This window comes from Enterococcus sp. DIV0167 (assembly GCF_050541555.1).
Lineage (GTDB): Bacteria > Bacillota > Bacilli > Lactobacillales > Enterococcaceae > Enterococcus > Enterococcus faecalis.
Genome location: NZ_CP172933.1, coordinates 2,200,115 through 2,223,162, shown reverse-complemented (window position 1 = coordinate 2,223,162; position 23,048 = coordinate 2,200,115). Strand labels below are relative to the sequence as shown.

Here is a 23,048-nt window from a genome sequence, read left to right as displayed (position 1 = left end):
AAAAAACAGCTGGTCACTATGGAACTGACCAGCTGCTTTTTTTTTAAGCTTTTTTGCGGAAATAATTCCAGCAAGCAATTAAAACAATTACTAATAAGGTTAACAAGAAAATCAGAGAAATGAGGGAGCCCATCGTTGTCCCCTGAGCAAAATTATCTGCGTGGTCTTGAGCGATATTAATAATCGTCGCTACGATGGCCGTCGCAATAGCGCCAGAAAATTGTTGAAGTGTATTAAATAACGTATTGCCGTCGCCAAAATCTTTCTCCTCTAACAAGCTCATACCAGTCGTCATCATATTACTGTATGCAAAACCTAGACCAATCATATAGGTAACATGTCCAGCGACGAATCCTAATAAAACAGGCATCTCTAGTAAAATTGTTAAAGCTAGCCAACCGATTGTCGCCAAACTTAAGCCAAATAATATAGGTTTTTTAGCGCCGTATTGATCCAACACTCGTCCAGAAAGTGGTGCCAAAATGGCCCCGACTGTAGCACCTGGCAGCATGACTAGCCCAGCTACAAACGCATTTTTTCCAAGGACGATTTGAACAAAGTTTGGTAAGACAAAGGAAATACCTAACAATAAGAATTGACAAACTAAAAAGCCACATAAAAATAAAACAAAGGCGGGATTTTTTAAAATTGTCAAACGAACTAGTGGCTGTTCAGCCGTCGTTGCTCGTTTATAAAAAATAACAAAGCCAATAATGGCTGCCAGAAGTGAAAGCCAGCCAAACAATGTGCCAATTTTACTTAAAAACATCAACAAACCACTAAATAACAGGGCAATACCAATTAAACTAACCAAATCAAGAGTGGTGGTTTTTTTAACAGGTATTTCTGGAATAGCAGATAATCCCATAAACAAAGAAAGTAGTAAAACAGGAATTAAGAATAAAAAGATGGCGTGCCAAGATAGGGAAGATGTTAAGATTCCACCATACGTTGGACCAATGGCTGGAGCAATTGAAGTGGTCAATGTGCCTACCCCCATCATCGTTCCTCGTTTTTCTAGCGGAGTAAAGTTCAAAATAATATGAAACATCAGTGGCAAAGCAATCCCAGTGCTAGCCCCTTGGAAGAGTCGGCCTAATAACAAGATACTGAAAGATGGCGAATAGACATCAATCGCTAAACCAATCAAAAAGAAAAGATTCGCAACGATAAATAAGCGTCTTAGCGAATAGGTTTTTAATAAATAATTGGATAAGGGCACCATGATAGAAATAACTAATAAATAAATCGTTGTCACCCACTGCACGGTACCGGTGGAAACACCAAATTCCTTTGTTAATGTCGGAAAGGTTACATTCATTGCTGTTTCAATTAATACGCCAGCAAAAGACATAATTCCTGTCGCTAAAACGGCAGGGAATAATCGTACGTTTTTTTGTTCCATTTAATCACCTCTATAGTTTTCATTTTTTCGTAAAAAAATAGAAGCAGTTTCTATAAGAATAGAAACCGCCTCTCTCTCGACACGCAACTTGCGTGTTATCTGTACGATTTGTTTACATGTTGCATTGTAAACAGTTTTTAGGCAATCGTCAAGCAGAAAATAATTAACGTTGCATGAAGAAACTAATAATTGCAAAAATAGCAATGTGAGCTGGATAGAAAATATAAAAGAAATTCCGCATGCCACGGCCTTTTTCACCATTATAAAGAACAATTGGGATCGCTGCTAAAATCATCATCCATTGGTGGTTCACCCCGAATAGTTCTTGGAAATTATAGCTGGCTGCTGAAATCAACGCAACAACGCCAATTGCTGAAATTTGTAACCACTTTTTGCCATGGAATAAATAAAAAGCTACGGCCAAGAGAACAAATAAAAACCCACCTTCTGTCATCATTAGTGATGGCACAATCAGATTGAAAATTTGGAAACCAATTAAGATAGCAGGGTTGCTTAATATGTCTGGAGAACTAAAAACAACGAGAGGTAAGGCACTGATTAATAAAGGCACAATAAACCAAAGAAGCCCTTTACCAATTTGTTTTTGTTTAAAATAGTCCATAGACTGCATGTAGACCGTACCTAAAAATAACGTCCCAAAAATATTATTGATAATTAAGCCACCTGTTGAAAAATACGCATTTAAAATGCCGTTCAGAATCCCCATAATCCAGAAACCTAACAATAACCGGAACATGTATTTTCGCCGATTGCTTGTGTGAATGAAGCCTTCAGAACTTTCAAATAAGAAAATAGGTGCAGCAATTCGTCCAATCCATCCGAACCAACCAGGCACGCCTAAAAAACTAAAAAATTGCAATAGATGGTCAAAGACCATTGAAATAACCCCAATGACTTTCAAATGAAAGCCAGTTAATGTTTTACCCATAGTATAAACGCCTCTCTTTCATAAAGAACAATATAACAAAGTTCAGAAAAACCAACCATTTATTTGCCTAACAGTTATCTTACAAAATTGTTTGATTTCTTCAGCTTTTGATGAAAGAAAAAAGTGCCAAGACTAGTTTTTATAATTATTCTATGCTATAGTAAAAGTACATTTTAATAAAAAACATTTGGGGTGCTGTTATGGCTGAGATGATACCCATTGAACCTGATGCAGTTAGTACTGTCGCAGGGAAATGCCGATTTACTTTGATTTTTCACGCACTCATTCTGTCCTAGGATGAGTGTGTTTTCTTTTATCAGGGTTTATTTAAGTCACTCCTTTTGCTTTTTGTTAAGAGAAAGGAGTTTTTTTATTGAAAAAATGGTCATTGCAACAAGTCGTCTTACTCGCTTTTTTAGCCTTTTTGTTTGGCGGTGTTTTTATGGGGGCAGGGTTCCTCTATGCGTTATTGAATGCTGCGCTGTTACCATTAGGACTGAGTCCATTTGCCAATGAGCTTTTATTTGGAATGTGGACCATGGTGGCACCAATTGCAGCGATGCTGATTCCACGAGCGGGAAGTGCTGTTTTGGCGGAAGTTTTAGCCGCTTTGGCAGAAATGCTTTATGGTTCGTATTTCGGACCTAGTGTATTAATTTCTGGTGTGATTCAAGGCCTAGGTAGTGAAAGTGGCTTTTTTGTGACACGCTACAAACGGTACGATACACTCACGTTATTTTATAGTGCGATTGGGACGACTATTTTTAGTTATGTGTATGAATACTTTAAGTTTGGTTATGGCAATTACGGTCTGGGGATGAACATTGCTTTAATTAGCGTTCGGTTCGTTTCCATTTGTTTCTTTGGTATTTTCTTAACGAAAGTTATTTTACGAATGTATCAGTCTGCGCAAGGGTTAGCTGTGAAGGCAAAATGAATAGTATCCAATTAAAAGCTGTGTCCTTTTCACGAGAACAACCCTTGTTTGAAAAGACAAATTTAGCAATTCCTCAAGGAACGTTTTCCTTATTAATTGGCGATAGTGGTAGTGGAAAATCAACGCTCTTACGATTGATTGCCGGATTTGCTCCGCTTGATTACCAAGGAGAAATTTTGATTGAAGGAATAGAACGCCGACAATTATCAACTCGTGAAAAGGCGCAAAAAATTGGCATGCTGTTTCAAAATCCCAGTCAACAATTTACAATGAAAACCTTGGAACGAGAACTGATTTTTGCTTTAGAAAATTTAGGAATCTCGCCTGAAGAAATGAATCGAAAAATCCAAACAGCGCTTCAACTTGTTCAGACTCAAACCTTATTCACACGAGAATTAGCTACGTTATCTGGTGGTGAAAAACAAAAAGCGGCGTTGACAGTTCTGCTAGCAATGAACCCAGATATTCTTTTATTAGATGAACCTTTTGCAAGTATTGATCCAACCTCTCGAAAACAATTTATTCAAATATTAGCAAGACTCCATCAAGCAGGCAAAACGATTTTGGTGTGCGACCACGATTTCAGCGATTACGCTGATGTTGTGGACCAAGTCGTCACGTTGAAAAATGGCCAGTTTGAAAAGCAACCGTTGACGTTTATCAAAACAAAACCACAGACATTTCAGCTTACAACTTCTGTGGTAAAACAACCAATGCTCCAATTGAAAAATTTTCGTTTGTCTCAGGGAAAACGAGTGCTACTTGAAGAAAAAGAAGCGCTTTTGTTTAAAGGAATTACCACGTTGACGGGGCCAAATGGGGCGGGAAAATCCACCTTATTAAAAGCCATCGTTCAGAGACAAAAATATCAAGGAAAAATGTTCTTGGCAGGCCGCCGCTTGCGGGCTTCAAAAAAATTGTATCAACACATGACATTAGCGGTGCAACAAGCCAATCGTCAGTTTGTCACGTTGACTTTACGAGAAGAGCTTTTGTTTGGTCAGAACATGACAGCAGAAAAAAGAAGAAAACAAGAGGAAGCCTTAACTTTTTTAGGTTTAAAAGAAAAACTAGAGTACAGTGTTTTTCAACTAAGTGAAGGGCAAAAAAAGATGGTGCAATTAATTAGTTTGCTGAGCTTAGATTTGGACTGTTTACTTTTAGATGAACCTTTTGCTGGATTAGATGAGCGAGCATGCAATTATTTTGTTGAATGGATCAAAGAAAAAAGTGCGCAACAAGATTTTCTAATCGTCACGCATCGGCTAGAACCTCTCTCTGGCGTGAGCAATTACCGAATAGAATTGCTGCAGCAACAACTGATTATCTGGCAGGAGGGAACCACATGCAAATAAAGCAAACAAATGCAGCAATTTATGCTTCTTTGATTCTTATTTTGACCTTTGAATTATCTTTTTCTCAGTCAATTTTGGCAAATTTGGCGGTTTTTATGGGTTGTGTCATTTTTTTAATAGGCCAGCGAAAATCCCGCTTACTGCTTTGGTTATTTTTCTTGCCACTTTTACCAGCAATCGGGACGTTTTGGTCTATTTATTTGCATGGTACGAGTAGTCAACAAGCCTGGCTTTTGTTTAGTCGAACGTATGCCTTTGCCGGTTTAGGACTAGCTTTTGCTGTAGGCGTTGATTTTGAAGAATTATTGTTGTTATTGGAACAAAAGGGGCTAGCACCAAACTTTGTTTATGGAATTTTAGTGGTGGTTCACGCCTTACCGGAAGTGAAAAGAGAAATTAATGATTTAAAAGAAGCAAGCCTACTCCGTGGCAAAACGTTTCATTTTTGGTCACCGATGCTTTATGTTAAAACACTGCTCGTTGCTGTTTCTTGGCGAGATAAATATACGGAAGCAATGTCTGCCCATGGCTATGAAGAAGGAGCCACCAGAAGTCGAAAAGAGCATTTTGTGTCAGCAAAAGTCAGTCTGGGGCTTGCTATTTTGATCATCATTTTTACCAATTTGTTTATTTTTCTAACGTAAAGGAGAAACCTATGACATTTACAGAACAAGCCAAAGAACAAGCGCAAGCTTCTTGGCAAGGAAGTTTTCAGCATCCTTTTATCACAGAATTACATGAAGGAACCTTGAGTCCAACGATTTTTCGCTACTATTTAATTCAAGATCATTACTATTTAAAACATTTTAGTCAGCTTTATCGCTTGATTGCGGCACAAACGCAACAACCTCGATTGAAAAAATTACTCTTAACAAATGCGGAAAATCTCGCGTTGGGCGAATTAGCTATTCGTGAAACTTTTTTTGAAGAACTGGCGATTACGGAAGAAGAAGTTGCAGCGACACCGATTGCACCAACCGCTTATCACTATATTTCTCATATGTATCGCCAACTTATTGAAGGAACGCCTAAGACGGCCGCAGCAAGTATGTTGCCTTGTTCTTGGCTCTATCAAGAAATTGGTGCACAGTTAGTCAAACAACACTCACCAGAACCACTGTACCAACGTTGGATTGAAACCTATGCTGGGGAGGAAGCGTACCAACACGTCCAAGAGGAACGTCAACTGTTAGACCAATTATATGAAGAAAGTTCACCACAAGAACAAGCAGCTATGATCACCGCTTTTGTTATCAGCAGTGAGATGGAATACGCTTTTTGGGAAATGGCCTATACACACGAAACCTGGATTGGTTAATACAAAAACAAGTCGTTTAGTGCTCGTAACTAACGACTTGTTTTTGTATTAGAAAGCAGTAATTGTCAGTTGCTTTTTTGACAGGGCGTGATAAGATATTCAGTGACGCAAAATCTGTTATAACTCGCTCAGTAATAACAGAAACGCCTTGCTAAGAAAGGACTGTAGAAGCCTCATGAATTATCCAGAACCGATTGCAAAATTGATTGAAAGTTATATGAAATTACCAGGAATTGGTCAAAAAACAGCGACACGGCTTGCTTTTTATACAATTGATATGAAAGAAGAAGATGCTAATGCTTTTGCAAAAGCGCTAATTAGTGTCAAGAGAGATCTCCATTTCTGTAGTATTTGCGGAAATATTACTGAAGAAGATCCTTGTGAAATTTGCCAAGATAAAAATCGTGACCGTAGTATTATTTTAGTAGTGGAAGAACCAAAAGACGTTATGGCAATGGAAAAAATGCGTGAATATCAAGGCTTGTATCACGTACTCCACGGGGTGCTTTCACCGATGGAAGGAACAGGACCAGAAGATATTAATATTGCCTCTTTGATCAAACGATTGCACGATGATGAAGTGAAAGAGGTCATTATAGCAACCAACGCTACCACTGAAGGAGAAGCGACGGCGATGTATTTATCACGGCTCATTAAACCAGCTGGAATCACCGTTACTCGTTTGGCACACGGCTTGTCTGTCGGCAGCGATATTGAATATGCAGACGAAATAACCTTGCTAAAAGCAGTCGAAGGACGTCGAGAAATTTAAAAGAAACATCGTTGGAAAAAGAGGTTGAAATCGAAGTAGGTCGTTTCTGTGAGAAAATGTCGCAGTTCAAGTTTTTCAGTACTTCTTTTTCAGTTTCTTTTTTTCAGCGGATGCATCACTTTAAATAGGACATAAGGATTTCAATTAGACTGATAGAGCAAGATGAAGTATAATAGATACAAGTAAAAATTGATTGGAGTTTTCGCACGTGCAGGGTATTTTTATCACATTTGAAGGTCCAGATGGTGCTGGTAAAACCAGTGTTTTGAAGGAAGTTTCTGAAAGATTAGCTAAAGAGTCAAAACGAAAAATTGTCACTACAAGAGAACCAGGCGGCATACCGATTGCCGAAAAGATTCGAACAGTTATTTTAGATCCAAGAAATGACAGAATGGATGAGCGAACAGAAGCTTTACTTTACGCAGCTGCTCGTCGTCAACATTTAGTGGAAAAAATCTTGCCAGCTTTGGAAGCGGGTCATTTAGTCCTATGTGATCGTTTTGTTGACAGCTCATTAGCCTACCAAGGCGCTGGGCGTAGAATTGGGATTGCACCAATTGCTTCAATTAATGCGTTTGCGACAGAAGGTGTCTCACCAGATTTTACAATTTATTTAGACGTTGACTCAGATACTGGCTTACGGCGGATTCAAGAAAATCGAACACAGCAAATTGATCGCTTAGATTCAGAAGGATTAGAATTTCATCAACGTGTTCGTCATGAATATTTGAAATTAGCAGAAGAAAATCCACAACGTATCAAAAAGATTGATGCACGGATGAGTTTAGAACTTGTCGTAGAAGCAACGTATCAGGCGATTATTGAACGTTATCCAGAAAACTTTTAATTATAGGAAGGTGTAGACCATGAAGATTATTTTAGCCATTGTACAAGACAAAGATAGTAACCGATTAGCCAACGAATTTATTGATGCCAATATTCGTGCTACAAAATTATCCTCAACAGGTGGATTCTTAAAAGCGGGAAACAGCACATTTATTATTGGGATTGATGATGAACGTGTCGACGAAACATTAGCTTTAATTAAAGAAACATGTCAATCAAGAAAACAATATGTTTCAACACCTGTGACTTTAGATATCACAATGGATGGCCAAATTCCTTATCCTGTGGAAGTTGAAGTAGGCGGCGCTACTTGCTTCGTCTTACCAGTTGAAGGATTCCATCAATATTAAGATGAATGAAGCACAACAGCTACAGCAAATGCAACCTTTGCTGTACAAGCAACTCCAAAAAAGTTTTGAGCATGGTCGTCTTGCCCATGCTTATCTTTTTGAAGGAGATACAGGAACTGGAAAACAAGAATTTGGCTTATGGATGGCGAAACATGTCTTTTGTACGAATTTAGTAAATCAACAGCCTTGTAACGAATGCCATAATTGTGTGCGGATTAATGAAAATGAACATCCAGATGTTTTAAGAATTGCGCCAGATGGGCAAACCATCAAAGTGAACCAAATCCGTGAATTAAAAGCGGAGTTTTCTAAAAGTGGGGTCGAGACTGCTAAAAAAGTTTTCTTAATTCAAGAAGCAGATAAAATGAGTACCGGCGCAGCCAATAGTCTCTTAAAATTTTTAGAAGAACCAGAAGGACAAATTTTAGCTATTTTAGAAACCACTTCGCTTTCTCGAATTTTACCAACGATTCAATCACGATGCCAAACCTTACATTTTCAACCATTAGTCAAAAAAACATTAATTGATCGCTTAATCAAACAGGGGATTGGTGAAAAGACTGCAACCCTTTTAGCTGAGCTGACAAATAGTTTTGAGAAAGCAGTTGAAATCTCTCAAGATGAATGGTTTAATGAAGCTAGGGAAATCATTTTGCAATGGTTTAATTATCTAAAAAGTAATGATTTACAGGCATTTATCTACGTTCAGAAGAAAATGGTCAAAGTATTTAAGGAAAAAGAACAACAAGCGCTTAGCTTTGACTTGCTCATGGTTTATTACCGTCAATTATTGGAAGAAAGTGTTGCGACACAGCAAGCCAAAAAAGTAACGGAAGAGCAGGCGGAACGGTTGGCGCTAATTTTGAAAGCACGCCAAAAATGGACTGCCAATGTTAGTTGGCAAAATGTTTGTGAACAATTAGTTATCCAAATGATTCACCCTAAATCATAAAGGAAAAAAGTGCCAAGTGGCATTCAGTTTCATAATATAGTAGGAACTTAGTTGTTTCACAAGTTCCTTAACCGATTGAAGCGACGTTCACTTGAACTAGATTAGGAGGAATAAAATGGTAGAAGTAGTAGGAGTTCGCTTCCGTGAAGCCGGTCATATCTATTATTTTGCTCCTGGAAAATCTGAGTATATTTATAATGAGAAAGTACTCGTTGAATCTCAACAGTCAAAACAATTAGCTACTGTTGCTATTCCTAAAAAAACAGTCGATTCAGACGATTTACCAGAGGACCTAAAACCCATTTTAAATAAAGCAACAGCCAATGATTTAGAAAAAGAACAAAAAAATTTGGCTGATGCAGAAGCTGCCAAAAGCATTGCCAATGAAAAAATTCGAGCTCATGACTTAAAAATGAAATTAGTGCGAGTAGAATATACCTTCGATCGTAGCAAAATGATTTTTTACTTTACGGCAGATGGGCGAATTGATTTTCGTGAATTAGTCAAAGACTTAGCGGCTATTTTCCGGACGCGAATTGAGTTACGTCAAATTGGTGTCCGAGATGAAGCGAAAATATTAGGTGGCATTGGCCCTTGTGGCAGACAACTATGTTGCTCAACATTTCTAGGAGATTTTATGCCAGTTTCAATCAAAATGGCTAAAGATCAAGGGTTATCTTTAAATCCTGTCAAAATTTCGGGATTATGTGGCCGCTTAATGTGTTGTTTGAAATACGAAAACGACGAATATGAAGCCGCTAAAAAAGAATTACCAGATTATGGAAAAGAAGTAATAACACCAGATGGCAAAGGTAAAGTCGTCGGGTTGAATCTATTAAGTCGGATTGTCAAAGTTCGTCTGCATGGTCGTGAAATCGCAGCGGATTATGATTACGAAGAAATCAAAGAAGCTACTGCGAAAGTTGCTGCTGAAAAAGGTGATCAAAATGGATAAACGTTCGCTCTATGATGGATTAAATTCGTTGGAAACTGATTTAGACAGTTCCGTGACACAATTAAGAGAAATTAAAGCAGCACTCCATGAGTTGGTAGAAAAAAATACCACGTTGGAAATCGAAAACCAACGCTTACGGGAGCATCTCCAAGAACTGAATAAGTTAGCAGGAAATACAACTGAAACTGAAAAACAAGAGCTATCAAAATCACGTATGAATTTGGAAAAACTTTATGAAGAGGGCTTCCATGTCTGCAATATTTTATATGGTTCAAGACGTGAAAATGATGAAGAATGTGCCTTTTGTCTTGATGTTATTTATGGGGAACGTACGCGTTAAGTCTAGTGGACACTGCAAATAAAAAGGAAAGGTTTGGTTTGACAGTCAATCGATTGTCAAATCAAACCTTTATCTATTTATAGAACGAAAAAGGAAAATGAGGGATGCGCTATGCAAAAACAGAAAAGTTTTGATAAGCAAACAACAAAAGGAAAATTGTATCTTGTCCCAACACCGATCGGCAATTTAGAAGATATGAGTATTCGTTGTTTAAACATATTGAAAGAAGCAACGGTGATTGCTAGTGAAGACACAAGAAACACACAAAAATTGCTAAATCATTTTGAGATTACAACACCACAAATTAGTTTACACGAACATAATTACAAAGAGCGAATTCCTCAACTGATTACACGATTGCTGAATGGTGAAACGATTGCCCAAGTTAGCGATGCAGGTATGCCTTCAATTAGTGATCCTGGTCATGAATTGGTTACAGCATGTCTTGAAGAAGAACTGGCAGTGATTGCCTTGCCAGGACCTACGGCAGGAATGACCGCCTTGATTGCCTCGGGTCTTTTACCACAGCCATTTACGTTTTATGGTTTTTTACCAAGAAAGAAAAAGGAACAGAAAGACGTGTTATCAGCATTAAAAGAAGAACGGCCAACACAGATTTTTTATGAGTCCCCCTATCGGATTGCTAAAACGGTAGCAACGTTTGCTGAAGTCTATGGTCAAGAACGCCCTGCTGTGATTTGTCGAGAATTAACGAAACTTCACGAAGAGTATTTACGAGGTACCTTAGGAGAACTAACAGAATATTTAGCAGAAAATACGCTAAAAGGCGAGTGTTGTTTATTAGTTAGCGGATTTACTGGTGAGAAAGAGACAATAGCAGCAATGCCAGCTATTTCCCTCAAAGAACATGTACAAGTTTTAATGGAGGAAGAGGGACGGAGTTCCAAAGAGGCGATCAAAGAAGTGGCCAAATTGAGAAATGTAAAAAAACAAGAAGTATATAAAGAATATCATTCCATTTAAAAAAGGAGAGAAACATGAGTAATTTATTGCGAGCAGAAGGCGTGTCTTATCAAGTAAATGGTCGTAGCATTCTTTCTGATATTGATTTGTCATTTGAAACAGGTAGCAATACAACAATTGTTGGTCCTTCAGGTAGCGGGAAAAGTACATTTTTAAAAATTTTATCTTCATTATTAAGTCCTACAGAAGGCGAAATTTTTTATCAAGAAGCGCCAATTACTACAATGCCAATCGAAACATACCGCCAAAAGGTTTCTTATTGTTTTCAGCAGCCAACTTTATTTGGTGAAACCGTGTATGATAATTTATTATTTCCATTTACCGTCAGACAAGAAGCGTTTAATCAGGAAAAAGTCGTGGCATTACTCCAACAAGTGAAATTGCCCGCTGCTTATCTTGAAAAGAAAATAGCCGAACTCTCTGGTGGTGAGCGACAACGGGTTGCTTTGCTACGAAACATTATTTTTGTACCAGATGTTTTATTATTAGACGAAGTTACAACGGGATTAGATGAAGAAAGCAAACAGATTGTCAATCAATTGTTAAACCAATTAAACAAAGAGCAAGGAGTCACGCTGGTTCGTGTCACGCATGATACCGAAGAAATTCAGCAAGCACAGCAAGTGATTCGTATTGTAGCAGGAAAGGTGGCGCCGACAGATGGATTTAGCAGTTAATAATTTATCCTTATTTTTTTCAGCCATGCTAGTGATGGTCGCATTAATTATTAGTACTAAAGAAAAATTAGGTTTTACCAAAGATATTATTATTAGTGTGATTCGAGCAGTCATTCAATTAGTCGCAGTCGGTTATTTATTAAAATATGTTTTTCAAGTCAATAACCTGATTTTAACGCTCATCATGGTTTTGGTGATTGTTTCCAACGCAGCCTTTAATGCAAAAAAACGCAGCCAGCAATTACAAAAGGGCTTTTTGATTTCTTTCATTGCAATTGGTTGTAGTACAGGAATTACCATTGGTATTTTGATTTTTTCTGGTTCTATTAAATTTATTCCTTCTCAAATCATTCCTATCAGTGGGATGATTGCCAGCAATTCGATGGTGGCAATTGGTTTATGCTATCGCAATTTAGATACTCTTTTTCAAAACCAACGGCAAGCGGTAATGGAGAAACTAGCATTAGGTGCAACTATCAAACTTGCCTCTTTACCAATCATCCAACAAAGTGTGAAAACCGGGATGGCGCCGACGATTGATTCTGCCAAAACTGTCGGAATTGTTAGTTTGCCTGGGATGATGTCAGGCTTGATTTTTGCGGGCGTTGATCCGGTCCATGCGATAAAATATCAGATTATGGTGACTTTTATGTTGCTATCAGCAACAAGTATTGGTTCAGTGATTGCAACTTATCTTGCCTATAAAGGCTACTATAATCAACAAAAACAATTGGTTGTTTAATTAAAAAGCTGGAAATCTGTGTTTATAACTTCACGGATTTTCAGCTTTTTCTGGTTGAAATAAAGAAGTTTCAATTTGAAAAAGAACGGACGTTCGTATATAATGGAGGGAGGAGGCGAATCAAAATGATGAGCGAATTACGTTTTCCCTTAAAAAAAGATACGTCGAGAAAAATTATACATATAGATATGGATGCGTTTTTTGCTTCAGTTGAAGAACGAGATCATCCAGAGCTAGTAGGACATCCGTTAGTTATTGCGCGCCATCCAAGTGATACTGGGGGCAAAGGAGTGGTGACCACAGCGAATTATATTGCTCGACAGTACGGTATTCACTCGGCTATGAGTGCTCAAAAGGCGTATGAACTATGTCCAAGTGCCATTTTTAAGCCAGGTAATTATCAGAAATATAGTGAAATTTCTCAAGAAATCCGTGAAATTTTTCGCCGCTATACAGATGTGATTGAACCAGTATCTATTGACGAAGCGTATTTAGATGTAACTGAAAATAAGGTCAACAGTAAGTCGGCTATTAAAATTGCGAAAATGATTCAATATGATATTTGGCATGAATTGCAGTTAACTTGCTCGGCAGGTGTTAGTTACAATAAGTTTTTAGCCAAGTTAGCATCAGATTTTCAGAAACCAAAGGGCCTGACGGTTGTCTTACCAGAAGAGGCCGAAGATTTTTTGAAAGCATTACCGATTGAAGATTTCCACGGAATCGGGAAAAAAACAGTGCCTAAAATGCATGAACTAGGGATTTTTACTGGAGCAGATTTATACAAGCAAGATGAGATGACGTTGATTCGGTTATTCGGTAAAATGGGTTATTCATTGTATCGTAAAGTCCGTGGTATCCATGATGCGCCAGTTCAAGTGACTAGAGATCGTAAGTCGGTAGGCAAGGAACATACTTACGGCACCCCTTTAACGACGGAAGAGCAGGTTACGGCTCAATTGAGACAATTAGCAGCAGGTGTTGAGCGTGCATTGCAACGAGTGCAAAAACATGGCAAAACAGTAGTCCTGAAAGTTCGTTATACTGACTATACGACGATTACGAAACGTGTGACATTACCTGAATATATTTCTAAAAAAGAAGAACTTTTCTATCAAGCGAATTTAATTTGGGAAGATATTTTAGGTTTAGAACAAGGAATCCGTTTATTAGGCATTACTTTAACGAATTTAGATCCACTAGCGTATGAAAACATTGTTTTACCTTTATGGGAAAAAAGTTAGCCCTTTAGACACATCCTCAAGAGATGGCTAAAGGGCTAACTTTTTTAAATTGATTTTTTGATTTGTTCATAAGACGTTTCGGCGTCATGACATTTTTCCCAAATAACAGCTTTGCCAGCAGCAAGTGATTTGGGTACATCAATAATCCGTTGATTACTACTGCCACGAAATTGTAAATTTAAATTACGTTTTGCCAGTTCAAAACGCCCATCGACTAAAATGTCAATTGAATGGAGTAGTTCAAGCTTATCAGGCGTTTCTAAAAGTAGTTCTTCAAAGGTATACCCTGACCAAGACCAGATATCTTTGGCTGAGCCAAATGTTTCCCGCACACGTTTGACTACACTAAGACAAACATCTGTATTCAGAAAGGGTTCACCACCCAAAAGAGTCAAACCTTGGACATAGTCATGGGACAAATCTTCAATAATTTGATTCATTAAAGATTCTGTAAACGGCGTACCGTAATTGAAATTTTGGACAGCTTTGTTAAAACAACCTTCACAAGCAAAGAGACAGCCGCTCACATATAAACTATTGCGTACACCTTCGCCATCAATAAAGTTGAACGCTTTGTAATCGGCAATCTTTTTTTGGCTGTAGTCTTCGGTTTTCCATTCTTGTGGTTTCGGATTACGCATCAGCAAAACTTCTTTCTATAGAATAATCGAGTTTAATTTTTTAAATGTTTCACACGAGAGGAAATTTCTTTGTGACGACCATGTACCATTGGGCGAGCTTGCGGGTTACCTAAATAACCACAAGTCCGTTTAACGACATCACAAGTCTTAGGATCATGATTGCCACATTCTGGACATTCAAAGCCACGTTCAGTTGGATGGAAGTCCCCTTCAAAACCACAGGCATAACAATGATCAATTGGCGTATTGGTTCCTAAATAGCCAACTTTGTCATAAGCGTAATCCCAGACAGCTTCAAGTGCTTTGGGATTTTGCTGTAACATGGGGTATTCACAGTAGTGGATAAAACCACCAGAACAGTATTTTGGATAATCCTTTTCAAAATCAAGTTTTTCAAAAGGCGTTGGATTTTTGCGTACATCATAATGGAAACTATTTGTGTAATATTCTTTATCTGTAATATTTTCGACGATGCCAAATTTTTCAGTATCTAAACGGCAAAAACGGTCAGTCAAGCTTTCGCTCGGTGTAGAGTAGACACTAAAATGATAGCCGTATTCGTTGCCCCAGTTGTCGGCATTTTTTTTCAGTTCTTTTAAAATATCCAGTGTAAAGTTTTTGGCCTCTTGATTGTCCTCCCAAGCACCGCCGTAAAAGGCAGAAGCCACTTCATACAAGCCAATATAGCCAAGTGAAACCGTGGCACGTTTGTTTTTAAACAGTTCATCTACGGCATCCTGTGTAGCTAAACGTTTTCCAAATGCACCATACATGTATAAAATCGGTGCATTCGCTGGTTTAGCTTCTTTAACACGTTCAACCCGATAAACCAAAGCATCTTTAACGATCGCTAAACGTTCATTTAAAATTTGCCAGAACTTTTCTTGACTTCCTTGCGCTTCTAAAGCGATTCTTGGTAAGTTCAAGGTCACAACGCCTAAATTCATTCGGCCAACATTTACTTCTTCACCTTGTTCGTCTTTCCAGCCTTGTAAAAAGGAACGACAGCCCATTGGTACCTTAAAACTACCTGTTAGTTCAACGATTTTATCATAGTTTAAAACATCAGGATACATGCGTTTCGTTGCGCATTCCAGTGCCAACTGTTTAATATCGTAGTTTGGATCAGTAGGTTGCGCATTGACGCCTCGTTTAATTGTGAAAATTAGTTTTGGGAAAATAGCTGTTCGTTTTTCAATCCCTAAACCATTAATTCGGATTTGTAAAATCGCCCGTTGAATTTCTCGCTCAAACCAGTTGGTACCTAAACCAAATCCCAGAGAAGTAAAAGGGGTTTGTCCATTGGAAGTAAATAAGGTATTAATTTCATACTCAAGACTTTGCATGGCATCAAAAATATCTTTTTTCGTTTTCTTCTGAGCGAATGCTTTTTGGCGTTCTTCTCCTTCAATCCATTCTTGCGCATCTGCTAAATGTTTTTCATAATTACGTTCCGCAAAAGGCGCTAATAATTCATCAATCCGATCAGCAGAGCAACCACCATATTGACTGGAAGCTACATTGGCAATAATTTGAGAAATTTGTGCAGTGGCCGTTTGAATTGATTTTGGTGATTCGACATCAGCGTTCCCAATTTTAAAGCCATTGTTTAGCATGCCTTTAAAATCAATTAAACAGCAGTTTGTCATGGGCGTATATGGATGATAATCTAAATCGTGGTAGTGAATGTCGCCTTTTTGATGGGCATTAGCCACGTGTGAAGGCAACATCTTTAAACCAATTGATTTTCCAACAATCCCAGCGGTTAGATCACGTTGCGTATTAAAAACGTCACTGTCTTTGTTGGCATTTTCGTTCACGACAGTCTGATCTTTATTAATTAATTTGCCGATAGATACATTAATATCAGTCGCTTTACTACGCTCAAAATCACGTTGGGTTCTGTAATGAATGTATTCTTCGGCTAAGGCATATTCGTTGTTGGATAGCAGAGTATGTTCCACAATATTTTGAATTTCATAAATTTTTACGTTATTGGTAAAACGTTCGGCAATTTCTCGATTGACATCGGCAACAATCGATTGGACTTTTTGATGTGTCAAAGGAGTGACTTGGTCATGTATTTTTTGTTCAGCTTTGATCAAAGCATCGTATATTTTTTGATCATCGAAAGTCACTAAACGACCATCCCGTTTGACGACTTTAATTGTTGAGAGATTAACATCCTCGGCTTTTTCATCAGTAATCTTCATCATTTTATCCAGCTCCTTATATCTCGTTAGTAACTATCCTAATACAAAGGTCGGCTAAATTCAATCGATATATTGCGTATTTTTAGTAAAATATCACTAGACAAACACTATATATTGTGCTTGCACTGTTTTGAAAAAATATGAAAACAAATGAAGAAAAGGATTGAGCAAATTTTTTTGCGTGAAAAAAATTCTTTGTCCAAATTAAAAAACAGCAAAGATTTTTTTGCCAAATTGCTAAAAGCAACACTAAAAAATAACAATTATTAAATAATAATTGTTTGCGGATTTATTCACGAAATGCCAATTATTCTTTGACTACCGAACGATATTGTAAGATAAAACGATGTTCATTCAGATTTTTTCTTGGTAAAATAAGAGTAATAACAAAACGTTGGAGCGAGAAAAATGAAAAAAATTGTAGAAGTAAACCATGTCAGCAAGACATATGGTCGTTTAAATAATAAAACAGAAGTATTAGATAATATTTCGTTTACCGTTGATGAAGGCGAATTTGTGGGGATTATGGGTCCCAGTGGTGCTGGGAAATCGACACTGTTGAATGTCTTATCCTCGATTATTTTGCCAACCGCAGGAATCGTGCGCATCGCCGGACAAGATATTTTAAAAATGCGAGATAATCAATTAAGTGATTTTCGAAGAAACGAAATGGGGTTTATTTTTCAATCGTTTAACCTAATTGATACGTTAAATGTGAAGGACAATATTCTGTTGCCTTTAGCTGTAGAAAAAGTTTCATTAGAAGAAATGGATAAACGTTTGTTACATGTGACTTCGATTTTGGGGATTCAGGAGCTTTTATCTGCTTATCCACCAGAGATTTCTGTGGGACAAAAACAACGAGTAGCAGCTGCTCGTGCTTTGATTACGAACCCTAAAATTATTTTTGCAGATGAACCAACTGGCTCGCTGGATTCAAAATCAGCAACAGAATTGTTGAAATATTTAGCTGAAATTAATCTACATGATGATGCCACAATTTTGATGGTGACACATGACCCGTACACGGCCAGTTTTTGCAATCGCATCTTGTTCATTAAAGACGGTGCGATTTTCTCAGAAGTTGTTCGTCAAGGATCACGTAAGGAATTTTTTAATCGTGTGATAGATATGCAAGCAACGATTGGTGGAGGCGGGCGCGCAAATGATTTTTAAACTATCATTAAAAAATTTAAAAGCTCATGTACCTAATTATCTGGTTTATTACATTAGTATGACTTTTGCAGCGGTCGTTTATTATTGTTTCCGTGCGATTGCTTACAACCAGCCTCTTGTCGCAGGTGCAGGCCGTGATATCGAAATTAAGCGATCTTTAGGACTCGGTAGTACCTTAGTCACCATTATTATTTTGGGCTTTATGTTGGCAGCAAATCGTTTTTTTATAGGAAAACGTAGCCAAGAAATTGGCTTGTATCGATTAATTGGCTTGAGAAAGAGCCAAGTTTCACTAATTTTTTTAGTAGAAAATTTAGTTTTAGGCTTTGTTTCACTAATTAATGGAATTATTTTAGGAGTGATTTTCACCAAGTTGTTTTCAATGATTTTAGCCAAAGTTATGTTTTTAGAAGTCCCCAGTTTCTTCTATATTTCTTGGCGTTCCGTTATTGAAACCGGTGTAGCTTTTGCATTTATGATTTTGATTGTCTGCTTAAGAAGTATTTGGATGATTTATCGTTATCCATTGTCGCAGCTTATGCACCAAGAAAAAATTGGTCAAATTAATTATAGTCGTTTAACGAAACGGCGGCAGTTTCTAGGTATTTTAGGACCTATTTGTTTACTGGCTGGTTATTTTATTGCGTTTGATTTTCGGAATTTAGCGACAGGTATTGTGTATAAACAATTAAATGATTCATTGGATATCTCGATTCCAATGATTATTACATTGACGCCTTTTATCATTTTGGGTCTCTGTGTGGTGGGAACTTATTTATTTTTCCGTTATACCATGTATTTTATCATTCGCTTATTTAATCATAGAAAAAAATGGTATTACCAAGATTTACGCATGATTACTTTAGGCAATGCCAAACGCTACTTATTTAAAAGTAGCAAAACACTCACTGGTTTGACCTTGTTAATTGCGACAGCCTTGAGTGGGATTGGCGTGATGGTTTTTGTGTATACGATTAGTATGCACACGGTCAACAGTGATGGCCCCGTGGACTTTTTAGTTTCACAGGAAAGCTATCCTAAATTGAAGAAAGTTCTCGATGAAGCGAAGGACACCAAAATAAAAAATGAAGTGACACTTTCTTATAAAATTACTGGAATTGAACGAAGTTTGCGAATTGGTCAAGCGCAAGAGGAACAAGAAACGATTGAAGCAGTTAATGTTTTATCCTTCTCAAATTACCGCAACTATCAAAAAATTAATCCTTATTTAAACGATTTACATTTAAAAAATGACCAAAGTGTTATCTATATGGATAGCTTTACCAATATTTTAAGTGGTATGTCTCGTTATGAATCGAAACTGCAATTTGTTGAAGGAGAGAAGGCACAACTGCAACAAGTGCTGCCTAACTATCTAGGCAATTTTTTATTGCAATATTCCTTACCAACGATTGTCGTTTCCGATGCCCTTTATCAGAAAGTGACAAAAAATTCCATTCAGTATCAGATTAACGCCGTAAATGTTGACACGAAAAGCCGTGAAAAACTTTATGAAGCCGTAAATAAACAGATTGCCACAGAATGGCAAGCGCCAATTTTGTATAAGTATGAAAAAAATAACCAGCAGTTGAGTGGTTTTGCCAAACAAATGCCTAACGAAGAGGTAAAGAATACGCAAGATGATGTCACAGAAACTTGGCGGCTAAATATGAATGATCGCTACGCCTCTTTACGCTATGAACGAAAAATTAACGGCTTGACTTTATATGTCTCCATGTTTGTGGCAATTTTAGCGTTGTTTATTACGGGCAGTATTTTGATGTTACGACAACTGTTTTCAGCTGTAAGTGAGCGTCAAGATTACGTGACTTTAAAACGGATGGGTGTTTCTAGTAAAGCGATAACTAAGCAAATTTATCGACAGAATAGTTTGATTTTCTTTCCGCCGATGGTCATTGGGATTTTGCATACCACCTTTGCCATTTATTTGTTAAGCCAATTTATTAAGAGTCCAGGATATTTGTTAGTATATCTTTCTTGTGGAATCTTAATAATTGTTTATCTAATTTTTTATATTTTAACGTCTGCCATTTATGCGCGGATGATTCGACACATCCATTTTTAAAAAACTGTAAAAGCCGTTGTGAAGCGGTTTTTACAGTTTCTTTATGCGAAAAAATTATGAGAGTTCCCTTTATGAAAATCATGAAAATTTAAGAAGTGACGAAATTGTTAGTTTTTTTATTAAATTGTAAGAAATTTCAATGGACTTTGCTGAAATATAGCATAAAATAATGGATAGCGATTAACCTTAGGAGGTGAATGATAATGAAAACAACTTTTCAGAAAATTCTCAATAACGAAAGTCTTAAATTCATCGGTAAAACGTTATTTTATTCTTTCATTGTCATTGCATTAATTTATCTTTATCATTACAAGAATATCAATGGAGGAACCTTCATTTATAACGAGTTTTAAGGAGGCGGCTATACATGGAAAAAGTAATTAATATGATTCAAACGATTGATGAATGGGCACGTAAAGAACCCCAACGTCCTGTTTATTTAACCGAAGAAAAAGTCTCTACGTATGGAGAGTTAAAAGAAAAGTCAGACAATCTAGCCGCTTATTTAGCTGAGCTGAAAACGGACAAGTCAGCGATTGTCGTATACGGAGAATTAGATTTTGAAATGATTGTGAGTTTTTTAGGCGCATCGAAAGCTGGTTTTAGCTATATCCCCATTGATGCACATACACCAAAAGAACGCATTGAACTAATTCTAAACGTAGCCAAACCAACCGCAGTGATTGCTGTGCATGAATGGCCTGAATTAGCCACCGAAGTGCCAGTAATTACGGCGGAAGAATTAACAGAAATGATGATGCATGCACCCCGATATGCGCCTGCGTTGACGCCTGTCACAGGAGCAAGTAATTACTATATCATTTTCACTTCAGGGACAACTGGCGTACCAAAGGGTGTGCAAATCAGCCATGATAATTTAGTTAGCTTTACGAATTGGTTGTTGCAAGATTTTGGTTTAGAAGAAGGGGCCCGCTTTTTAGCACAGGCACCTTATTCGTTTGATTTATCGGTGATGTCTATTTATCCCGCATTGGCGTTAGGTGGCTCATTAACTCCGTTACCCAATGAAATCATTAACGATTTTAAACAATTATTTACGCGTTTGCCACAATTAACAATCGACGTCTGGGTTTCAACACCGTCCTTTATTGAATTGTGTCTAATGGAACCAAGCTTTGATGGTGAACATTTACCAGCACTGCGCACGTTTTTATTCTGTGGAGAAGAATTACCAAAACCAACGGCTGAAAAATTAGCCGCTCGTTTCCCAACTGCGCATATTTATAATACGTATGGGCCGACAGAAGCGACTGTAGCGATTAGTGCCATTGAAATCACTCAAGAAGTTTTAAAAAGTGTCCAACGTTTACCAATCGGGTATGTGAAAGAGGATACGCAAATTTATATTATGGAAGGCATGTCAAAATTACCTGCAGGTGAAATTGGTGAAATCGTCATTGCTGGACCAAGTGTTTCCAAAGGCTATCTAAATAATCCTGCGAAAACAGCTGAAGCTTTTTTCCAATTAGATGGCGTACCAGCTTATCGCACAGGCGATGCTGGAAAGTTAGTCGATAACCTATTGCAGTATGAGGGACGCTTAGATTTTCAAATTAAATTGCATGGCTACCGCATTGAGTTAGAAGAAGTGGATCATCACTTAACGAATGTTTCCTACGTGAAACAAGCAGTCGTTGTGCCGAAATATCAAGGAAATAAAGTCCAACAATTAATTGCCTATGTCGTTCCGCAAGCACATGAATTTTCAAGTGATTTTCAATTAACTAAGGCAATTAAACAAGAATTAGCCACGTTGACAATGGACTATATGATTCCGCAAAAATTTGTATATGTTGAACAATTACCTTTGACAAGTAATGGCAAAATTGATCGGAAAGGGTTGATGAATGAGGTGAATGCCACATGATGAATTTTCCTCATATGATTCCCTATAATGCACCGTATTACTTTGTTCTGCTAATTGCGGCCTTGTTGCCGATGATTTTAACTTTAGCCATTAAAGGGACACGTTGGCCTTGGTATCAAACGCTCGTGACACTGGTCTTTCTATATATCAGTTTTGGTGGCGAATTTTGGCAACAAGGAGTCGCTCTGATTGTATATGTTATTTATCAAACGTTACTAACGTGGGGCTATGCGGCTTATCGAAAAAATAAAAATGCAGGTTGGGTCTTTTATCTGGCTGTCTTTTTAGCTATATTACCGCTTGTTTGGGTGAAAGTTTCTCCCTTCATGACAGGCAAAACAACCTTACTTGGCTTTTTAGGGATTTCTTATTTAACCTTTAAAGCGGTCCAAGTGGTCATGGATTTACGGGATGGCGTAATGAAAGAATATCATCCGTTTCGTTACATTCAGTTTCTCTTGTTTTTCCCGACTATTTCTTCAGGACCCATCGATCGTTATCGGCGCTTTGAAAAAGATTTGAAAAACCCGCCGAGTGCGGAGAAATATTTAGACTTTTTAGAAAAAGGAATTTTTTATTTATTTCTAGGATTTTTATATAAGTTTATTATCAGTCATTATCTTGGTGGTGTCTTTTTACCACATGTGGAAAAAATGGCCTTGGCACAAGGTGGTTTATCTTGGTGGACAGTCGGCTATATGTATAATTACAGTTTGTATCTATTCTTTGATTTCGCAGGCTATAGTTTACTGGCCGTTGGCACAAGTTATTTAATGGGCTATGATACACCAATGAACTTTAACAAACCGTTCCTAAGTTGGAATATTAAAGAATTCTGGAATCGTTGGCACATGACCTTATCTTTTTGGTTCCGTGATTACATTTACATGCGCTTAATGTTTTTCTTAATGAAAAAGAAAGTCTTTAAGAGTCGGATTGTGACTTCTAATATTGGTTACTTTGCGTTGTTCTTAATCATGGGCATTTGGCATGGATTAACGTGGTTCTACATCGCTTATGGGCTCTACCATGCAACACTAATTTGTGTAACAGATGCTTGGCTACGTTTTAAGAAAAAACATAAAGACAAGATACCATCAAACAAATTTACACATGCATTTGCAGTCTTTTTAACTTTCCAAGCGGTTTGTGTCAGCTTCCTGATTTTCTCAGGATTTTTAGACAAACTATGGTTTAAATAAACAAAAATAAAAATAT

The 23,048-nt window shown here is 37.5% G+C and carries 23 protein-coding genes and 1 riboswitch; of the genes, 19 read left to right on the top strand and 4 right to left on the bottom strand.

Annotation, left to right across the window (positions count from 1 at the left end; all coding sequences use genetic code 11):
• Positions 1–43: 43 nt before the first annotated feature.
• A complete protein-coding gene (locus IGM09_RS10580; RefSeq protein ID WP_010713127.1) occupies positions 44–1,405 on the bottom strand; it encodes an MFS transporter in 1,362 nt (453 codons plus the stop codon).
• A gap of 163 nt (positions 1,406–1,568) precedes the next feature.
• Positions 1,569–2,354, bottom strand: coding sequence for a TraX family protein (locus tag IGM09_RS10575; protein WP_002356353.1), 786 nt, complete (start codon positions 2,352–2,354; stop codon positions 1,569–1,571).
• Positions 2,355–2,532: 178 nt separating this feature from the next.
• A riboswitch (TPP riboswitch) is annotated at positions 2,533–2,623 on the top strand.
• Positions 2,624–2,727: 104 nt separating this feature from the next.
• Between IGM09_RS10575 and IGM09_RS10570 the strand changes: the two genes are divergently transcribed.
• The 14 genes from IGM09_RS10570 (at position 2,728) to dinB (ending at position 13,826) form a co-directional block, all read left to right on the top strand.
• Positions 2,728–3,291 (top strand): ECF transporter S component, encoded by a 564-nt coding sequence (locus tag IGM09_RS10570; protein ID WP_002359429.1) that lies wholly within the window; start codon positions 2,728–2,730, stop codon positions 3,289–3,291.
• Positions 3,288–4,646 carry an ABC transporter ATP-binding protein gene (locus IGM09_RS10565; protein WP_016618087.1) on the top strand — a complete coding sequence of 453 codons (1,359 nt, stop codon included), beginning with the start codon at positions 3,288–3,290 and terminating at the stop codon, positions 4,644–4,646. Before IGM09_RS10570 ends, IGM09_RS10565 begins: the two co-directional genes overlap by 4 nt.
• Positions 4,637–5,290 carry a CbiQ family ECF transporter T component gene (locus IGM09_RS10560; RefSeq protein ID WP_002362491.1) on the top strand — a complete coding sequence of 218 codons (654 nt, stop codon included), beginning with the start codon at positions 4,637–4,639 and terminating at the stop codon, positions 5,288–5,290. Before IGM09_RS10565 ends, IGM09_RS10560 begins: the two co-directional genes overlap by 10 nt.
• A gap of 11 nt (positions 5,291–5,301) precedes the next feature.
• Positions 5,302–5,964 carry a thiaminase II gene (tenA, locus tag IGM09_RS10555; protein WP_033625115.1) on the top strand — a complete coding sequence of 221 codons (663 nt, stop codon included), beginning with the start codon at positions 5,302–5,304 and terminating at the stop codon, positions 5,962–5,964.
• A 175-nt stretch (positions 5,965–6,139) separates the two neighbouring features.
• Positions 6,140–6,736 (top strand): recombination mediator RecR, encoded by a 597-nt coding sequence (recR, locus tag IGM09_RS10550; protein WP_002356363.1) that lies wholly within the window; start codon positions 6,140–6,142, stop codon positions 6,734–6,736.
• Positions 6,737–6,944: 208 nt separating this feature from the next.
• Complete coding sequence (gene tmk, locus IGM09_RS10545; RefSeq protein WP_002356366.1) at positions 6,945–7,583, top strand: dTMP kinase; 639 nt, start codon at positions 6,945–6,947, stop codon at positions 7,581–7,583.
• Between the two features lie 19 nt (positions 7,584–7,602).
• On the top strand, positions 7,603–7,932 hold the full coding sequence (locus IGM09_RS10540) for a cyclic-di-AMP receptor (RefSeq protein ID WP_002356367.1): 330 nt from the start codon (positions 7,603–7,605) through the stop codon (positions 7,930–7,932).
• 1 nt (position 7,933) lies between these two features.
• The gene (gene holB, locus IGM09_RS10535; protein ID WP_002384059.1) at positions 7,934–8,884 is read left to right on the top strand and encodes a DNA polymerase III subunit delta'; all 951 of its coding nucleotides are present in this window, start codon (positions 7,934–7,936) and stop codon (positions 8,882–8,884) included.
• 115 nt (positions 8,885–8,999) lie between these two features.
• The gene (locus tag IGM09_RS10530; protein ID WP_002356371.1) at positions 9,000–9,839 is read left to right on the top strand and encodes a PSP1 domain-containing protein; all 840 of its coding nucleotides are present in this window, start codon (positions 9,000–9,002) and stop codon (positions 9,837–9,839) included.
• Entirely contained in the window at positions 9,832–10,179 is a 348-nt protein-coding gene (locus IGM09_RS10525) for a DNA replication initiation control protein YabA (RefSeq protein ID WP_002356372.1), read from the top strand. The genes IGM09_RS10530 and IGM09_RS10525 overlap by 8 nt, the downstream gene beginning before the upstream one ends.
• Positions 10,180–10,290: 111 nt before the next feature.
• Positions 10,291–11,163, top strand: a complete 873-nt coding sequence (gene rsmI / locus IGM09_RS10520) for a 16S rRNA (cytidine(1402)-2'-O)-methyltransferase (protein ID WP_002359438.1) — start codon at positions 10,291–10,293, stop codon at positions 11,161–11,163.
• Between the two features lie 14 nt (positions 11,164–11,177).
• Complete coding sequence (locus tag IGM09_RS10515) at positions 11,178–11,840, top strand: ABC transporter ATP-binding protein (protein ID WP_002356375.1); 663 nt, start codon at positions 11,178–11,180, stop codon at positions 11,838–11,840.
• Positions 11,824–12,582: an ABC transporter permease gene (locus tag IGM09_RS10510; RefSeq protein WP_010713130.1), complete on the top strand. Its 759-nt coding sequence runs from the start codon at positions 11,824–11,826 to the stop codon at positions 12,580–12,582. Before IGM09_RS10515 ends, IGM09_RS10510 begins: the two co-directional genes overlap by 17 nt.
• A 128-nt stretch (positions 12,583–12,710) precedes the next feature.
• Positions 12,711–13,826 carry a DNA polymerase IV gene (gene dinB / locus IGM09_RS10505; RefSeq protein ID WP_023894966.1) on the top strand — a complete coding sequence of 372 codons (1,116 nt, stop codon included), beginning with the start codon at positions 12,711–12,713 and terminating at the stop codon, positions 13,824–13,826.
• Positions 13,827–13,870: 44 nt separating this feature from the next.
• Here dinB and nrdG read toward each other — a convergent pair whose 3' ends face one another.
• Together nrdG and nrdD are read right to left on the bottom strand one after the other, a co-directional pair.
• Positions 13,871–14,467, bottom strand: a complete 597-nt coding sequence (nrdG, locus tag IGM09_RS10500) for an anaerobic ribonucleoside-triphosphate reductase activating protein (RefSeq protein ID WP_113826070.1) — start codon at positions 14,465–14,467, stop codon at positions 13,871–13,873.
• 32 nt (positions 14,468–14,499) lie between these two features.
• A complete protein-coding gene (gene nrdD / locus IGM09_RS10495; protein ID WP_002382497.1) occupies positions 14,500–16,683 on the bottom strand; it encodes an anaerobic ribonucleoside-triphosphate reductase in 2,184 nt (727 codons plus the stop codon).
• Between the two features lie 405 nt (positions 16,684–17,088).
• Here nrdD and IGM09_RS10490 point away from each other — a divergent pair, with 405 nt between their 5' ends.
• The 5 genes from IGM09_RS10490 (at position 17,089) to dltB (ending at position 23,032) form a co-directional block, all read left to right on the top strand.
• A complete protein-coding gene (locus IGM09_RS10490) occupies positions 17,089–17,856 on the top strand; it encodes an ABC transporter ATP-binding protein (protein ID WP_002356382.1) in 768 nt (255 codons plus the stop codon).
• Positions 17,846–19,942 carry an ABC transporter permease gene (locus tag IGM09_RS10485; protein ID WP_002384061.1) on the top strand — a complete coding sequence of 699 codons (2,097 nt, stop codon included), beginning with the start codon at positions 17,846–17,848 and terminating at the stop codon, positions 19,940–19,942. The genes IGM09_RS10490 and IGM09_RS10485 overlap by 11 nt, the downstream gene beginning before the upstream one ends.
• A gap of 203 nt (positions 19,943–20,145) precedes the next feature.
• Positions 20,146–20,295 (top strand): teichoic acid D-Ala incorporation-associated protein DltX, encoded by a 150-nt coding sequence (locus IGM09_RS10480; RefSeq protein WP_002356384.1) that lies wholly within the window; start codon positions 20,146–20,148, stop codon positions 20,293–20,295.
• A gap of 14 nt (positions 20,296–20,309) precedes the next feature.
• On the top strand, positions 20,310–21,830 hold the full coding sequence (dltA, locus tag IGM09_RS10475; RefSeq protein ID WP_010713131.1) for a D-alanine--poly(phosphoribitol) ligase subunit DltA: 1,521 nt from the start codon (positions 20,310–20,312) through the stop codon (positions 21,828–21,830).
• Positions 21,827–23,032, top strand: a complete 1,206-nt coding sequence (gene dltB, locus IGM09_RS10470; RefSeq protein ID WP_002382500.1) for a D-alanyl-lipoteichoic acid biosynthesis protein DltB — start codon at positions 21,827–21,829, stop codon at positions 23,030–23,032. Before dltA ends, dltB begins: the two co-directional genes overlap by 4 nt.
• Positions 23,033–23,048 lie beyond the last annotated feature (16 nt).

What these genes read in the sequence shown, in the direction of transcription:
- IGM09_RS10580 (WP_010713127.1), bottom strand. Translation starts at nt 1,405, where the DNA reads ATGGAACAAAAAAACGTACGATTATTCCCTGCCGTTTTAGCGACAGGA.
- IGM09_RS10575 (WP_002356353.1), bottom strand. Translation starts at nt 2,354, where the DNA reads ATGGGTAAAACATTAACTGGCTTTCATTTGAAAGTCATTGGGGTTATT.
- IGM09_RS10565 (WP_016618087.1), top strand. Translation starts at nt 3,288, where the DNA reads ATGAATAGTATCCAATTAAAAGCTGTGTCCTTTTCACGAGAACAACCC.
- IGM09_RS10560 (WP_002362491.1), top strand. Translation starts at nt 4,637, where the DNA reads ATGCAAATAAAGCAAACAAATGCAGCAATTTATGCTTCTTTGATTCTT.
- tenA (WP_033625115.1), top strand. Translation starts at nt 5,302, where the DNA reads ATGACATTTACAGAACAAGCCAAAGAACAAGCGCAAGCTTCTTGGCAA.
- recR (WP_002356363.1), top strand. Translation starts at nt 6,140, where the DNA reads ATGAATTATCCAGAACCGATTGCAAAATTGATTGAAAGTTATATGAAA.
- IGM09_RS10540 (WP_002356367.1), top strand. Translation starts at nt 7,603, where the DNA reads ATGAAGATTATTTTAGCCATTGTACAAGACAAAGATAGTAACCGATTA.
- holB (WP_002384059.1), top strand. Translation starts at nt 7,934, where the DNA reads ATGAATGAAGCACAACAGCTACAGCAAATGCAACCTTTGCTGTACAAG.
- IGM09_RS10530 (WP_002356371.1), top strand. Translation starts at nt 9,000, where the DNA reads ATGGTAGAAGTAGTAGGAGTTCGCTTCCGTGAAGCCGGTCATATCTAT.
- IGM09_RS10525 (WP_002356372.1), top strand. Translation starts at nt 9,832, where the DNA reads ATGGATAAACGTTCGCTCTATGATGGATTAAATTCGTTGGAAACTGAT.
- rsmI (WP_002359438.1), top strand. Translation starts at nt 10,291, where the DNA reads ATGCAAAAACAGAAAAGTTTTGATAAGCAAACAACAAAAGGAAAATTG.
- IGM09_RS10515 (WP_002356375.1), top strand. Translation starts at nt 11,178, where the DNA reads ATGAGTAATTTATTGCGAGCAGAAGGCGTGTCTTATCAAGTAAATGGT.
- IGM09_RS10510 (WP_010713130.1), top strand. Translation starts at nt 11,824, where the DNA reads ATGGATTTAGCAGTTAATAATTTATCCTTATTTTTTTCAGCCATGCTA.
- dinB (WP_023894966.1), top strand. Translation starts at nt 12,711, where the DNA reads ATGAGCGAATTACGTTTTCCCTTAAAAAAAGATACGTCGAGAAAAATT.
- nrdG (WP_113826070.1), bottom strand. Translation starts at nt 14,467, where the DNA reads ATGCGTAATCCGAAACCACAAGAATGGAAAACCGAAGACTACAGCCAA.
- nrdD (WP_002382497.1), bottom strand. Translation starts at nt 16,683, where the DNA reads ATGATGAAGATTACTGATGAAAAAGCCGAGGATGTTAATCTCTCAACA.
- IGM09_RS10490 (WP_002356382.1), top strand. Translation starts at nt 17,089, where the DNA reads ATGAAAAAAATTGTAGAAGTAAACCATGTCAGCAAGACATATGGTCGT.
- IGM09_RS10485 (WP_002384061.1), top strand. Translation starts at nt 17,846, where the DNA reads ATGATTTTTAAACTATCATTAAAAAATTTAAAAGCTCATGTACCTAAT.
- IGM09_RS10480 (WP_002356384.1), top strand. Translation starts at nt 20,146, where the DNA reads ATGAAAACAACTTTTCAGAAAATTCTCAATAACGAAAGTCTTAAATTC.
- dltA (WP_010713131.1), top strand. Translation starts at nt 20,310, where the DNA reads ATGGAAAAAGTAATTAATATGATTCAAACGATTGATGAATGGGCACGT.
- dltB (WP_002382500.1), top strand. Translation starts at nt 21,827, where the DNA reads ATGATGAATTTTCCTCATATGATTCCCTATAATGCACCGTATTACTTT.